Here is a 16,589-nt window from a genome sequence, read left to right as displayed (position 1 = left end):
ATATTTTTTAATTATTTCAATGTAATAATATACAATGTATAATAACAGTGACTAATAATATTTTATTATATATAATTATTTATCATTTTAATATTATCAATCACTGATTTTAATATATAATTATGTTTAAACAATAATTTTAAAATTATAATATAAAATTAGACGATTGTAATTGTTTTGTATTATATTTACGTTATTTACATTGTTCTATAGTATTTTAAATCATATAATAAATAACCATATCGTTTTTTAAAAAATAAAATATTGATTATTTTATATTCGTTAGTTCCAATCGTGATATAAAGCATTATAAAAAATAAAATTATTTTGTTACTGAATATATATCAATTCTATATATCTATTATGATAAATTAAACAAATATAATTTCGATCAAATTAAAATAAATACTAATTTATTAATTTTAAATACACTTTGTATCTCATTATAATTAATAATTTCATTAAAATGATGATTGAATATTGATATTAAAAATTTCATATAAATAAACAATTCATTCAATCCAGGCAATCATGTTGATATGATTGAAAATAAATTTATAATATTTAAAAAATATATGTGTTATATTATATAATATATTATTTAAATAAATTACATATATGTTTTTTTATAAATTGCATGAATTCTTGTTTGTATTGGTGGATGAGATGCAAATAAATGTAATGATGAACCAGATTTTCCATGTATATAATGTGCATTCATACCAATATTATATTTTGGTTCGCTAATACTGTGAAATTTTTTTAAAGCATTAATGATTTTTTCTGAACCTACTAATTGTGCAGCACCTGCATCTGCACGAAATTCACGATATCTTGAAAACCACATAACTATCATACTAGCTAATCCACCAAATATAGTTTGTAAAATTGTTGCTATTACAAAGTGAATGTAAGTAGTACAATATTGTATATATATAGATTTTTTGTTATCAGAAATAAAATTAGTAATTGTTTCTGATAAAATACGAGAAATAAAAAACACAAAAGTATTGGTTACACCATGTATTAATGATAAAGTGACCATATCACCATTTGCAATATGGCTTATTTCATGAGCAATAACTGCTTCAATTTCATCCCTATTCATTACTTGTAATAAACCAGTAGAAAGAGCTAATAATGCTGAATGTTTATAACATCCTGTAGCAAACGCATTAACCGCTTGTTTATAATAAATAAGTATTGTTGGAGGAGTAATGCCTACTTGATAGGATTGTTTATGTACTGTACTTAAAATCCATAATTCCATAGGATTATTGGGTTTATTTAAAATCATACCATGGAACGATTTTAATGCTGTCCATTTTGATAATAGTAATGATATTATTGACCCTCCAAATCCAACAAGACCGGAGAGTATCATTAATCCACTAATACTATTTCCATCAATACCAGCAAGAAATAAAACCGTTCCAAATACTGACATAACTGATAAATTCGTGCACATAAAAAGAATCATACGTATCATATAATTTTCCTATTAATTAAATTAAGTATTTTATCAAAATATTTCAATAATCTTTAATGTTAAATATATTGAACTTCATAAATATGTATGTTATAAAAATATTTTAAATTAATTAAATTTAATATCGTATATATAAATAATTATAATAATTAAAATATTACATACGTTCTGTATGTATATATCATTAGTACTATTTATTTTCATATTTTCTGGATAATTTAGGACCTGTAGTTCCTGATGGATATAATTGAGGCTTGATTCCACATATAGACCATGCATTTATAATAGAATCAATCCATTTCCATGATGCTTCTATTTCTTCTCGACACACAAATAAAGATTGATTATTTCTCATACTTTCTAATAATAAACGATCATATGCATCATATATTTTTGAATTTCGAAAACTGTTAGCATAACTAAAGTTTAATTCAATATTTTGTAATTGATATTCTGGATTTAAATTGGGAATTTTATTAAAACATGTCATTGTTATAGATTCATTGGGTTGTAATCTGATAATTAATTTATTTAATTTTTTATTTTGATTATCTATATTAAATAATTGTATAGGCATGGTTTTAAAATATATAGTAATTTCAGATATTTTATTAGATAAACGTTTACCAGTTTTTAAATAAAATGGAACACCTTGCCATCTTGAGTTATCAATATATACTAAAATTTTTACAAAAGTTTCTGTATTACTATTTTTATTTGCTCCTAATTCATTAATGTATGAAGGAACAAGTTGACCATTAATAATACCTTCACTATATTGTCCTCGTATTGTAAATTGATTAACATTGTGAATATTCATTGTTCTTAATGATTTTAATACTTTAATTTTTTCTTTTCTAATACTATGAAAATTTAAATCTTTTGGAGGTGACATGGCAACAATACTTAATATTTGTAATAAATGATTTTGTACCATATCTCGTGTTTGTCCAATTTGATCAAAATAACTCCATCTATCTTCAATACCTATTGTTTCAGAAACATTAATTTTTATATGATCAATAACAGTATTATCCCAATTTTTATAAAATAAAGTGTTTGCAAAACGTAATGCTAATAAATTTAATATTGTTTCTTTACCAAGATAATGATCAATTCTAAATATTTGTTGTTCGTAAAAATATTTTCCTAATTGAGTATTAATAATTTTAGACGAATTTAATGATGTTCCAATAGGTTTTTCTACAATAATTCTATTAGGTTTATAATTTAATTTTATTTTTCCTAATCCCATACAAATATTTCCAAAGGTATTAGGTGGTGTAGAAAAATAATAAATATTTGTATTCATTGTATATTTTAATATATTTTTTAGTTTTTCAAATTGTTTAATTTCATATACATCTAAATTACAAAAAGATAAACGTTGTTTAAAAATGTTCCAATATTTTTTATCAAGATCTGTTTTGATAAATGATTTCAATGTTTTAAATGTTATTTGAATATAATCTTTATTATTCCAATTAGCTCGTCCTACACCAATTATTTGAGTCTTTTTATGTAGGTAATTTGATTTTTCTAATTGATATAAAGAAGGTATAAGTTTTTTAGAAGATAAATTACCTTTAACCCCAAAAATGATTAAATTATATGGTTTATTATCTTTAATATTCACTTTGTCTCTCATTAATTTTATATAACGTAAAATTATAATATAATTATAATTATAAAAATATAATAATTATTATTTAGTGTAATATTTTTAAAATATATATTATAATGTTCTATTATTAGTTGCACATATGTACAATAAATATATAATTTAAAAATATTTATTTACATTATATAAACTTATTAAAATATTTAATTAAATATTTATATATTATATTATTTATAATAATTATAATATATGGAAAATTTTTTATATAATTGAAATAATTTTATAATAATTATATATTATTATAAATTATTCGTATTAAAATAAAATCATGAATATGATGAACAAAATAGCAAAAAATAGAATAAGAAGAACAAAAATAGTTGTTACATTAGGACCATCAACAGACAAATTGAATAATTTAGAAAAAGTTATTTTATCAGGAGCGAATGTATTAAGATTAAATTTTTCTCATGGTACTCATGAAGAACATGAATATAGAGCTTTTCATGCGATAAAAATAATAAAAAAATTAGGATATCACATTGCTTTATTAGGCGATTTACAAGGTCCAAAAATTAGAATTTCCACGTTTAAAAAAAAATATATTTTATTACATAAAAATGATACATTTATATTAGATCCTCATATACCTCATAATCAAGGTAACGAATATCAAGTTGGTGTAGATTATAAACAGTTACCTCAAGATGTCACAATAAATGATATTTTATTATTAGATGATGGTAGAATACAATTAAAAGTAGTACGTATATATAATTCTCAAATATTTACTCGTGTTATTTGTGGAGGAAAATTATCCAATAATAAAGGAATAAATAAATTAGGAGGAGGGTTATCTGCAAAATCTTTAACACAAAAAGATCGAGAAGATATTAATCTTGCTGCAAAAATTGGAGTAGATTATTTAGCTATTTCATTTCCTAGAAATCCAAAAGATTTAATTATGGCACGATCATTAGCTCATGAATCAGGTAGTTATGCAAAAATAGTTGCGAAAATTGAACGAGCTGAAGTTGTAGCCAATAAAAAAATCATGAAAAGTATGATATTGGCTTCTGATGTTATTATGGTAGCTCGAGGCGATTTAGGAGTAGAAATTGGCGATCCTGAATTAATAAGTGCGCAAAAACAATTAATTAAGTATGCTCGAAAATTAAATAGGATTGTAATTACAGCAACACAAATGATGGAATCTATGATTATTAATCCTATACCAACACGAGCAGAAGTTATGGATGTTGCAAATGCTGTATTAGATGGAACAGATGCAGTGATGTTATCTGCAGAAACAGCAACTGGAAAATATCCATCAAAAACTGTATATTCTATGAGTCAAGTCTGTCAAGGTGCAGAAAAAATACCTAGTATTAATGTTTCTAAACATCGTTTAAATATAAAATTTTATGATATTGAAGAAACCATTGTTATGTCTGCTATGTATGCTGCAAACCATTTATACGGAACAAGTGCTATTATTGCACTTACAGAATCAGGGAAAAGTGCATTACTTATGTCTCGTATTACATCAGGATTACCTATTTTTGCTTTATCTAAACATCAATGTACATTAAATTTTGTTTCTTTATATCGAGGTGTTATACCAGTATACTTTAATAATAAACATAAAGGATTAACAGCAGCAAATAATGCTATTAAATTATTAATAAAAAAAAAATTATTAAATATTGGTGATTTAGTAATTGTCACTCAAGGTGATATTATGGGGAAAATTGGAAAAACTAATACTAGTCGAATTATTCGAGTAACTTAATTAATATTTTCATATTATTTTTATATTTTTTAAAATATCTATATATTATTTTTATAAAATTATATAAAAATTATGTTATTATTAATAATTTTAAAAGAAATATTCATACTACTTATCCAATAAAATGTTATGAAATATATTATTTTTAATTAAATGTTTTAAACTTGAATAAACTTTACTAAATTAAATAATTAATTTGAATATAAATTATATTATCATCATTAATATATCAAAAATATTATTTAATACAAAAATTAAAAAATTAGTAATATTTTAAAAATTTAATTTAATATAACATATTTTATTTAATTAATATATGTATACAATAATTTTTAATAATGAAAATAATATTTATATTATTTAATATATTATTAAAATATAAAAATTTTAAATTGAATCAATTATATATGAAAAATAGCGTCAATATTATTAATATATGTATTATTCATTTTTATGACTAATGTTAAATAAATTTGTTTAAAAAATATATGTTTTCATAAATAATTTATACCAATTACATTATCAATTGAAAACAATTGTTTGTTTTATGTAATTGTTTTATATTATCAGAATATATAATTTTTAAAAAAATAAAATTATTATTTAGATAATTATATTTATTATTCTGAATTTTAAAAAATATAATAAATTATTTCAAATATATTACAATATTTTATTTTATAAATATAATAAATTATTATTAATATAATTACATTTATATTTTAAATAAAATTATAATTTTAAAAAAATATTAAATATAGTACAAATATATAATAAATATAAATTGATTATTTTATTAATTTACTTGGAGCTTGTGTCATTAAACATATAGCTGAATTAGTTTTAGGAAACGCAATAACATCTTTAATACTATCACTATAAGTTAATAACATTACAATTCGATCCAATCCTAATGCTATACCTGCATGAGGTGGAGTTCCATATTGTAATGCGTCAAGAAAAAAACCAAATTGTTTTTTTTGTTCTCGAATTGATAAACCTAATATATTTAAAACTGCCTCCTGCATTTTTTTATCATGTATACGTACTGATCCACTACCTATTTCATATCCATTCATTACTAAATCATAAGAATTAGAAATCACTGATTCCGGATTATGTTGCAATTGTTGAATAGTTATATGTTTTTTTGGCGCTGTGAACGGATGATGAACAGAAACAAAACAATTATTATCATTTTTTTCAAACATTGGAAAATCTACAATCCATACTGGTTTCCAAATATTATTATTTGTAATTTTTATGTCATTACCTATCATAATCCTTAAATCACTAAAAAGTTTATTTACTATTTGACAATTTCCAGACAGAATTAATATAATGTCTCCATTTTTGGCGCAAACATGTTGTAAAATACGTAATAAACAATCTGTTGTAAACAATTTCTGAGAAAATAGAATATCTATCTTTTTCAATTGAATATTTTTAACTTGAATATAAATAAAAAAAACGTTTTTATATTTTTGAATAAGAGTATTATATTTATCTATATTATTTTTATTCAATAATAATAGTCCTTGAGGAATTAATAAAGCGGCAGTACGAAAATTATTAGTATTGTTATATTCTATAAAATCATGAGGAATAAAATTATGTATATCTACTAATTCCATAGGATTACGCAAATCTGGTTTATCACACCCATATTTATATATGGCTTCCTGAAATGAAATAACAGGAAATGATTTCAAATCATAATTTATAATTTTTTTCCATATCGTTATTATTATATTTTCAACAATAGAATATATTTTTTTTTGGTTAACAAAAGATGCTTCTATATCAATTTGAGTAAATTCAGGTTGACGATCAGACCGTAAATCTTCATCTCGAAAACATTTAACAACTTGATAATATTTATCAATTCCAGAAATCATTAATAATTGTTTAAATAATTGAGGTGATTGAGGTAATGCATAATATTTTTCTTTATGTATTCGACTTGGAATAATATAATTTTGCGCCCCTTCTGGGGTAGATTTAGTTAAAATAGGTGTTTCAATATTTAAAAAATTATTATTTTGCATTATCATATGAACAATATTAGTTACGTAATTACGAATTTGCAAATTCTTTATCATTTTAGGTCGTCGTAAATCTAAATAACGATATTTAAGTCTCATTTTTGTATTATTTTTTTGGTTTAAATCTATAGGTAAAGTATTAGAAGTATTAAAAATTTTTATTTTATCTGCAACTACTTCGATATCACCTGTACTTATATTGAAATTTTTATTTTGTGATGATCTTTCTTGAATAATACCATATACTTGAATACAAGATTCATTTTTTAATTTAACAATTTGATCAAAATTTTTTTTATTTTTAGAATCGAAAAATATTTGTACTATACCTGTGTAATCACGTAAATCAATAAAAACAAAATTTTTAAAATTTCTTATACAATTAATCCATCCACATAATATTATATTTTTTTTTACATCCTGTAATCTTAATTGACCACAATATTGATTCCTCATAATTGATTTTTCCTAAATAATTAAATTATAATTTTAGTATTACAAAATATTATATAAATATATTATATAAATATTAATGAATTTATATAATGTAAGATTAAAATGTTTTATAATTGAATAAAATATTTATATTTTAAAAATATATATTATTACCTACTTCTAAATATAATTCTTCCTTTTGTTAAATCATATGGTGTTAACTCTACTGTAACTTTATCACCGGTAAGAATACGAATATAATTTTTCCTCATTTTTCCAGATATATGAGCTATAATAATATGTCCATTTTCTAATTGTACTTTAAACATTGTATTAGGTAATGTATCTATAATATTACCTTTCATTTCAATATTTTTTTCTTTCATATATTTCCTATTTAATATTTTATAAATTTTTAATTTTTAAAATTTAAACAATTTAAATATCGTTCTGCATCTAATGCAGCCATACAACCACTAGCAGATGATGTAATTGCTTGTTTATATATATAATCTGATACATCACCAGCAGCAAATACTCCAGGTATATTCGTTTGTGTATGATATTGATTATTATATATATTTGTTTGAATATATCCATTTTGAGTTTTTATATTGTTTTCAAATATTTGTGTATTTGGTATACTACCAATAGCAACAAATAAAGCTGATATGTTAATTGATTTCACATGATTATTGGATACTATATTTATATATGATATTCCTTGAGTATTTCCATAAATATCTTTTATAGTATATGGAGTATATAAAATAATTTTTCCATATTTTATTTTTTCTTTTAAACGATTTACTAATATTTTTTCCGCTTTAAAAACATTACGACGATGTATTAAATACACTTTTGAAGCTATATTAGACAAATACAATGTTTCTTCAATAGCTGTATTTCCTCCTCCTACTACTGCAACTATTTTATCTTTATAAAAAAAACCATCACATGTAGCACATGTTGATATGCCTTTTCCAAGAAATTTTTTTTCAGAAGGTAAATTCAAATAACGTGGAGAAGATCCAGTAGCAATAATTAATGCATAACTAGTATATTGATGTTCTTCACAGAATATACGTAATTTTGGATAGGAAAATTTTATTTTTAATACTTGATCAGGAACTATAATAGTTTTTAATTTTATAGCATGTTGTTCCATATCATGCATTAATTCTAAACCAGTAGTTTTTTCAAATCTTCCAGGCCAATTTTCAATTTGATTTGTAGTAATTAATTGTCCTCCTTTTTGCATTCCAGTAATTAATATAGGTTTTAAATTTGCTCTTGATGCATATATGGCTGCTGTATAACCTGCAGGGCCAGAACCAATGATAATTAATTTTTTATGCAATATATGTTTATTTTTCACAAATATATACTCTATTATATAATTAAATTAAATTATTGATACAAATTAAAATATATACATTTTATATTATATATTAATCATATCTTGTAAAAATATATTAATTAAATGGAATTAATATATCATTATAGTTTTAATTAGATAATATTTTTTATGTATGTTATAATTTGTGATAAATAAAAAATTAAATATATTATGTTAGATTCATTTTTATTGAGTAATAAACCAAAAATTGTTACGTCAAAAATAAAAAATAAAAATTTTATTTTAAATTTAGATATTTTCCATGTTATGGAAAAAAATAGAAAAAAAATACAATTTCAAACAGAACGTTTACAATCTAAATATAATTTTTTATCTAAATTAATAGGAAACATGAAAGTTATAAAAAAAGATTATACAGATAAAAAAAATGAAGTTATAAAATTAAAAGAACATTTAATTATTCAAAAAAAAAAATTATATGAAATAAAAAAAAAAATTAAAAAATTTTTATCATATATCCCGAATCTTCCTCATAACACAGTACCAATAGGAAGAACTTTTAGTAATAATATAATTCTTCATGTATGGGGTAAAATAAAAAAATATAATTGCAAAATACAAAACCATATTACTTTAGGAAAAAAAATAAATGGTTTTGATTGGTTTTCTTCTGTGAAAATATCTGGTTCTCGATTTGTTATTATGAAAGATCAAATTACTTTACTATATCGAGCATTAGGACAATTTATGTTAGATATACATACTATGCAACACGGTTATACAGAAACATATGTCCCATATTTGTTAAATTATAATAGTTTATATGGTACCGGTCAACTTCCTAAATTTAAAAAAGATTTATTTTATGTATCTTCAAGTGAAAATAATACAAATAAATATATTTTAATACCCACTGCGGAAGTTCCACTAACAAGTATGTTTCAAAATACAGTTATTTCTGAAATTAATTTACCTATTATGTTAACTTCATACACACCTTGTTTTCGTTCTGAACATTTATCTTATGGACGCGATACACAAGGTTTAATTCGTATGCATCAATTTGACAAAGTTGAAATGATTCAGATCAGTCATCCAAAATATTCTATGCATATTTTGGATAATTTAACGTTTCATGCTGAAAAAATATTACGATTATTGAAATTACCATATCGAAAAGTACTTTTATGTACTGGAGATGTTAGTTTCACATCTGCTAAAACATATGATTTAGAAGTATGGTTTCCTTCACAAAACAATTATAAAGAAGTATCTTCTTGTTCTAATATGTCTGATTTTCAAGCAAGACGAATGCAAATAAAATATTATGATCAATATACAAAAAAAAAAAAATTTGTTCATACAATTAATGGATCAGGATTAGCAGTTGGTAGAACATTAGCTGCAATATTAGAAAATTATCAAAATACTGATGGAAGTATTAAAATACCAAAAGTATTACGTTATAAATATATGCATGGTATTAAATATATAAAATAAATATTGATATTATAATTATAATACTAAAACATAAAATTAAACATAATCATATGAATACAACAATATATAACTTTAGTGCTGGACCGTCTATGTTACCCCAAGAAGTATTGCAACAAGTACAAAATGAATTTTTAAATTGGAATAATATCGGTACATCAATAATAGAAATTAGTCATAGAAGTTTAGAATTTCAAACCATTGTACAAGAATTAGAACAATATTTAAGAGAATTATTAGATATTCCCGATCAATATACTATATTATTTTGTTCTGGAGGAGCAAGAGGTCAATTTGATGCAATTCCATTAAACTTATTAGGAAATGATTATTCTGCTGATTATGTTAATAGCGGATACTGGTCAAATTCTGCTATGTTGGAAGCAAAAAAATATTGTTTACCGCGTAAAATTAATGTAATATCACAAATTGAAAACAAAATATCTATCATGCCTATGAAAGAATGGAATTTAAGTAATAATACAGCATATATACATTATTGTCCTAATGAAACTATTGAAGGTATTGCTATTTATGAAGAACCTAATTTTGATAATAAAATTATTGTAGGTGATTTTTCATCATGTATATTATCTCGTAAAATTAATATTCAAAAGTATGATCTCATTTATGCCAGCACGCAAAAAAATATTGGTCCTTCTGGAATGACTGTAATAATTTTAAAACATAAATTATTAAATATTCATAATAAACTATTATTTCCATCGATTTTAAATTATAAAACATTGTTTAAATATCAATCTATGTTTAATACACCAGTAACATTCTCCTGGTATGTATCAGGGTTAGTATTAAAATGGATAAAAAAGCAAGGTGGAATACATTTTTTTGAAAAATTAAATTTTCAAAAATCAAAATTATTATATGATACAATTGATCATAGTAATCTTTATATAAATAACATTCACCAACGTAATCGATCCAATATGAATGTTACTTTTAAATTAAAAAAACCTCATTTAAATAATATTTTTCTGAAAAAATTAAATAAACATGGTTTAAAATTTCTCAAAGGTCATAAAATTGTAGGTGGATTTCGAGCTTCTATTTATAATGCTATGCCAATATCTGGAGTACAAAAATTAGTTCAATTTATGATACAATTTGAAAAAAAATACGGATAATTATTAAATACTTAAAGTATTTATGTATATTACATATATATAATATCAATCATATAAATATGCTAGTAAAATAAATATTATGAACACAAAAAAATTAACGTTAAAACCAATATCTTCAATATATGGAGAAGTATGTTTACCAGGTTCTAAAAGTATTTCTAACCGAGTTTTATTAATTGCATCAATATCATATGGAAAAACTAATTTAAAAAATTTATTAGATAGTGATGATATTCATTATATGTTAGACGCTTTAAAAACTCTTGGCATACAATATCATTTAAGTAATAATAAGAAAAATTGTATCATACAAGGAAATCCTCAAGTATTATATAACCATAAAACATCATTATTTTTAGGTAACGCTGGAACAGCTATTAGACCATTAACGGGAATATTATCATTACACAAAAATGATATTACATTAACTGGTGATTTACGCATGCAAGAGCGTCCCATTCATCATTTAGTTGATGCTTTAATACAAGGAGGAGCTTGTATACAATATCTAAAAAAAAAAAAATATCCCCCCATACGTATTTTAGGAGGTTTTCAAGGCGGTAATATTACCATTCAAGGAAATATCTCTAGTCAATTTTTAACATCAATATTAATGGTTGCTCCTTTAGCAAAACGAAACACTATTATATCTATAAAAAATCATTTAGTTTCTAAGCCATATATTGATATTACTATAAATTTAATGAAATCTTTTGGAATAAATATTGATAATAATAATTATAAACAATTTTATATTCAAGGTAATCAACAATATATTTCTCCTGGTAATTATTGGATTGAAGGAGATGCTTCTTCTGCATCTTATTTTTTAAGTGCTGCTGCTATTAAAGGAAAATATATACGTGTAACAGGAATAGGAAAAAACAGCATACAAGGAGATATTCAATTTGTAGATGTTTTAAAAAATATGGGAGCAAAAATTTATAAAGGCGATAATTTTATAGAATGTTATAAAGGTAATTTAATAGGAATAGATTTAGATGCTAATCACATTCCTGATTGTGCTATGACAATTGCAATATTGGCACTATTTGTTTATAACAATAGTATTACGACCATTCGAAATATATATAACTGGAAAGTAAAAGAAACAGATAGATTATATGCTATGAAAACAGAATTACGAAAAGTAGGAGCTATTGTATATACAGGCAAAGATTTTATTCGCATTACTCCACCTAAAAAATTCATACATGCTCATATTAATACTTATAATGATCATAGAATAGCAATGTGTTTTTCTTTAATTGCCTTGTCAAATCAACCTGTTACTATTATAAACCCTCAATGTGTTTCAAAAACTTTTCCAAAATATTTTTCCGAATTATTGAAAGTGAGTATATATCAATCATAAGCAACAATGTATTTTAATAAATATAAATAATATATTATATTTATTATCAATTATAATTATAGAGGTATAAAGTATGAATTCGATTCCAGTGATTACAATTGATGGTTTTTCTGGATCCGGAAAAAGTAAATTATGTCAATCACTATCTCAATATTTAAATTGGTTTTCACTAGAATCAGGTGTTCTATATAGAATATTAGCATGTTTGTTTTTAGAACAAAAAAATCCTATGTCTAAAGAATATATCATACCTCTTTTAAAAAAATTAGATCAATATTTTATTTATAAAAATGGTTATATATGCAAAATTATGAATAAGAATTTTTCTAATACATATATGATATCAAATTCAGTTACTATTATAGCATCTAAATTAGCTACTTATAAATATATTAGAAAATATCTTGTCAATAAACAAAGACTATTTCGACAACCTCCTGGGTTAGTTGCTAATGGTCGTGATATGGGTACAGTAGTATTTTCAGATGCAATAATAAAATTTTTTTTAGAAGCAACATTAACAAATAGAGTACATCGTCGATTACAAGAATTTAAAAAAAAAAAATATAATTATGAATTTAAAAATTTATTTCAAGATATGAAAGCGAGAGATGAACAAGACCAAAATAGAAAACATTCTCCATTAAAACCAGCAAAAGATGCAATTATACTTAATTCTAATAATATGAATTGTATTGAAGTAGTACATATGGCAATTCAATATATTAAACAACATGATTATTTTAAATATTAATTCTGACTATAATTAGGATAATTATAGAATATATCAATAACCCTATTTTAGTGGATATAAAATAGATGTTAAATTATTATATTAAAAATTATTTATATGAATGAAACTTTTTCTGAATTATTTGAAGAATCTTTAAGTACCTTAAACACAAAACCTGGATCTATTATTTCTGGAATTGTTTTAAATATAGAAAAAGATATGGTATTAATTGATTCTGGATTAAAATCTGAATCATATATTCCTATTGAACAATTTCAAGATAATCAAGGAAAATTAGAGATTAATATTGGTGATTGTGTTGATGTATCATTAGATGCAATAGAAGATGGTTTTGGGACTACGATATTATCAAGAGAAAAAGCTAAAAGATATGAATCTTGGTTAGAATTAAAAAAAATACATAAAAACTCTGAAACAATTACAGGTATAATTAGTAGTAAAGTCAAAGGAGGTTTTACTGTTGAACTCAATAATATTCGAGCATTTTTACCTGGTTCTTTAGTAGATATAAGACCAATACGAGATACAAATTATTTAGAAGGACAAAAATTAGAATTTAAAGTTATTAAATTAGATCAAAAAAGGAATAATGTAGTTGTTTCACGACGAGCTGTTATCGAATCTACACATAGTGCCGAAAGAGAACAGTTATTATCTAATTTACAAGAAGGTTTAAAAATTCAAGGAATAGTAAAAAATTTAACTGATTATGGAGCATTCATTGATTTAGGTGGAGTAGATGGTTTATTACATATTACTGATATGGCTTGGAAACGAGTGAAACACCCTAGTGAAATGATTAGTATAGGTGATGAAATTTGTGTTAAAGTACTAAAATTTGATCGTGATAAAACAAGAGTCTCTTTAGGATTAAAACAGTTAAATGAAGATCCATGGATGTATATTGATAAAAAATATCCCGAAGGGAAAATTGTCCATGGAAGAATAACAAATTTAACAGATTATGGATGTTTTGTAGAAATCCAAGAAGGTATAGAAGGTTTAGTACATGTTTCGGAAATGGATTGGACAAATAAAAATATTCATCCATCTAAAATAGCAAAGATTGAAGATATGATTCAAGTTATGATATTAGATATTGATAAAGAAAGACGTCGAATTTCATTAGGTATTAAACAATGCCAACCTAATCCATGGAAAATTTTTGAAAAAAAATATGCAACAGGTATTAAAGTAACAGGTAAAATTAAATCTATTACTGATTTCGGAATTTTTATTGGATTAGAAGGAGGAATTGATGGATTGATACATTTATCAGATATTGAATGGGATCGTTCGAATGAAAAAGTATTGATAAAATATAAAAAAGGTGATGAAATATCTGCAGTAATATTACAAATAGATTCTGATAGAGAAAGAATATCATTAGGAATTAAACAATTACATTCAGATCCATTACATGCATATATGAATACACATAAAAAAAATAGTATTATTAGTGGTAAAATTCTTTCTATAAGTAATAACACTTTACATCTTAAATTATCTAAAAATATTATTGGAATATTAAACATGAATAGTGTATTAAAACAGTATAAAATTAAGAATATTGTAAAAATATTTAATATCAATAATATTCTACAATGTCGAATCGATAATTGTGATTACAACAATCGAGTAGTCAATGTTTCTGTAAAAAAGAATTTTATTAAAAATCATATTAATCGTTATATACAACAAATTAAAGAAAATAAGAATTTACTTTTAAATATTACAAATATGTCGTTTAATACTACATAAAAGTAAATTAAATAAATATATTATATATCTTTTTAATTATACAATACTATCATATTATAAATATGTTAATATAAATAAAGAATAAAATAAAATATTATTTATAGTTTAACAAAATTGATTAATAGATTAATTATATAAAAAATAATTAAAATATTACAAATAAATAAACTATATTATATTATGTATTTATAATAAATATAGCCATTGTTATATTTTTATATGGAATATTTAAAAATAATACAACATATTTTAAATAATATATGAGTGCCAATATTATTCAGGCACTCATATGAATTAATATAATTTTTTAATAATTTTAAATAAATTATATTTAAATATTTTTTTAATATTCTTAACAGATTTTTGAATATCACTATGTATTATTTTTTCATTACGAATACCAACACATCTACCTTTATATCCTTTAATAAGTAATTCAATTGCATAAGCGCCCATTTTCGAAGCTAAAATACGATCATATACTACAGGTGATCCCCCGCGTTGTATATATCCCAAAATTGTTGCTCTTGTTTCTCGATGAGTATGTTTTTCAATATATTTCGCTAATTTCTTCACGTCACACATAAATTCTGTTATAACAATAATAGCATGCTTTTTACCTTTTTTTATTCCCATTTGTACTGATTGTAGTAAATTTTCTTTTTTAAAATGCATATCTGGTAATACTATAAATTCACATCCACCTGCAATAGAAGAAAATAATGTTAAATCTCCACAATATCGACCCATTACTTCTACAATAGAAATTCTTTTATGTGAAGAAGATGTATCTCGTAAACGATCTATTGCGTTTACTATAGTTTGTAAAGCAGTAAAATATCCTATCGTATAATCAGTACCGAAAACATCATTATCAATAGTTCCAGGTAAACCAATACACGGTATTCCCATTTTCGTAATTTTTTTAGCACCAATATAAGAACCATTACCACCGATAATAATAAGAGCATCAAGATTTTTACATTTTATATTATTAATTGCAACATGCCTAATTTTTTTTTTAGAAAATTCAGGAAATCGAGTTGAACCCAAAAAAGTACCACCTTTATTAATTATATCAGATACACTATATCGATCTAAATTTATCATACGGTTTTCATATAAACCCAAATAACCATCATATATGCCAAATATTTTTATTTTTTCACTTAAACTTGTTCGTACTACAGAACGAATAGCAGCATTCATTCCAGGAGCATCACCCCCACTCGTTAATACACCAACTCTTTTAATAATCATAATGACCTTAAAGTTTTACATATATATTAAGGTATATAGTAGTGATATAATCATA

The 16,589-nt window shown here is 22.8% G+C and carries 12 protein-coding genes; 6 read left to right on the top strand and 6 right to left on the bottom strand.

Annotated elements, in window-relative coordinates; translation table 11 throughout:
- Positions 1-610: 610 nt before the first annotated feature.
- Both htpX and zwf read right to left on the bottom strand, forming a co-directional pair.
- The gene (htpX, locus tag D9V79_RS01000; RefSeq protein ID WP_158351823.1) at positions 611-1,489 is read right to left on the bottom strand and encodes a protease HtpX; all 879 of its coding nucleotides are present in this window, start codon (positions 1,487-1,489) and stop codon (positions 611-613) included.
- A 190-nt stretch (positions 1,490-1,679) separates the two neighbouring features.
- Positions 1,680-3,137 (bottom strand): glucose-6-phosphate dehydrogenase, encoded by a 1,458-nt coding sequence (gene zwf / locus D9V79_RS00995; RefSeq protein ID WP_158351821.1) that lies wholly within the window; start codon positions 3,135-3,137, stop codon positions 1,680-1,682.
- Between the two features lie 310 nt (positions 3,138-3,447).
- Between zwf and pyk the strand changes: the two genes are divergently transcribed.
- Positions 3,448-4,902, top strand: coding sequence for a pyruvate kinase (gene pyk / locus D9V79_RS00990; RefSeq protein ID WP_158352172.1), 1,455 nt, complete (start codon positions 3,448-3,450; stop codon positions 4,900-4,902).
- Positions 4,903-5,690: 788 nt separating this feature from the next.
- On the opposite strand, the gene aspS is transcribed toward pyk, so the two are convergent.
- From aspS to trxB, 3 genes are all read right to left on the bottom strand, one after another.
- Positions 5,691-7,403 carry an aspartate--tRNA ligase gene (aspS, locus tag D9V79_RS00985; protein WP_158351819.1) on the bottom strand — a complete coding sequence of 571 codons (1,713 nt, stop codon included), beginning with the start codon at positions 7,401-7,403 and terminating at the stop codon, positions 5,691-5,693.
- 149 nt (positions 7,404-7,552) lie between these two features.
- Positions 7,553-7,768: a translation initiation factor IF-1 gene (gene infA, locus D9V79_RS00980; protein ID WP_158351817.1), complete on the bottom strand. Its 216-nt coding sequence runs from the start codon at positions 7,766-7,768 to the stop codon at positions 7,553-7,555.
- Between the two features lie 29 nt (positions 7,769-7,797).
- Complete coding sequence (gene trxB / locus D9V79_RS00975) at positions 7,798-8,760, bottom strand: thioredoxin-disulfide reductase (RefSeq protein ID WP_261978584.1); 963 nt, start codon at positions 8,758-8,760, stop codon at positions 7,798-7,800.
- 192 nt (positions 8,761-8,952) lie between these two features.
- Between trxB and serS the strand changes: the two genes are divergently transcribed.
- The 5 genes from serS (at position 8,953) to rpsA (ending at position 15,274) form a co-directional block, all read left to right on the top strand.
- Positions 8,953-10,242, top strand: coding sequence for a serine--tRNA ligase (gene serS / locus D9V79_RS00970; protein ID WP_158351815.1), 1,290 nt, complete (start codon positions 8,953-8,955; stop codon positions 10,240-10,242).
- Positions 10,243-10,292: 50 nt separating this feature from the next.
- Positions 10,293-11,384, top strand: coding sequence for a 3-phosphoserine/phosphohydroxythreonine transaminase (gene serC / locus D9V79_RS00965; RefSeq protein ID WP_158351813.1), 1,092 nt, complete (start codon positions 10,293-10,295; stop codon positions 11,382-11,384).
- A gap of 79 nt (positions 11,385-11,463) precedes the next feature.
- The gene (aroA, locus tag D9V79_RS00960; protein ID WP_158351811.1) at positions 11,464-12,759 is read left to right on the top strand and encodes a 3-phosphoshikimate 1-carboxyvinyltransferase; all 1,296 of its coding nucleotides are present in this window, start codon (positions 11,464-11,466) and stop codon (positions 12,757-12,759) included.
- Between the two features lie 73 nt (positions 12,760-12,832).
- Positions 12,833-13,513 carry a (d)CMP kinase gene (gene cmk / locus D9V79_RS00955; RefSeq protein WP_158351809.1) on the top strand — a complete coding sequence of 227 codons (681 nt, stop codon included), beginning with the start codon at positions 12,833-12,835 and terminating at the stop codon, positions 13,511-13,513.
- A 96-nt stretch (positions 13,514-13,609) separates the two neighbouring features.
- A complete protein-coding gene (rpsA, locus tag D9V79_RS00950; protein WP_158351807.1) occupies positions 13,610-15,274 on the top strand; it encodes a 30S ribosomal protein S1 in 1,665 nt (554 codons plus the stop codon).
- Between the two features lie 294 nt (positions 15,275-15,568).
- Here the strand turns inward: rpsA and pfkA are convergent, their stop codons facing one another.
- Positions 15,569-16,531 carry a 6-phosphofructokinase gene (gene pfkA, locus D9V79_RS00945; RefSeq protein ID WP_158352167.1) on the bottom strand — a complete coding sequence of 321 codons (963 nt, stop codon included), beginning with the start codon at positions 16,529-16,531 and terminating at the stop codon, positions 15,569-15,571.
- Between the last annotated feature and the right edge of the window lie 58 nt (positions 16,532-16,589).

It is taken from the genome of Buchnera aphidicola (Stegophylla sp.) (assembly GCF_005080785.1).
In the GTDB taxonomy this organism is placed as follows: domain Bacteria; phylum Pseudomonadota; class Gammaproteobacteria; order Enterobacterales; family Enterobacteriaceae; genus Buchnera_L; species Buchnera_L aphidicola_AQ.
The sequence above is the reverse complement of the archived record's forward strand: the minus strand, read 5'-3'. Positions and strand labels throughout refer to the sequence as shown.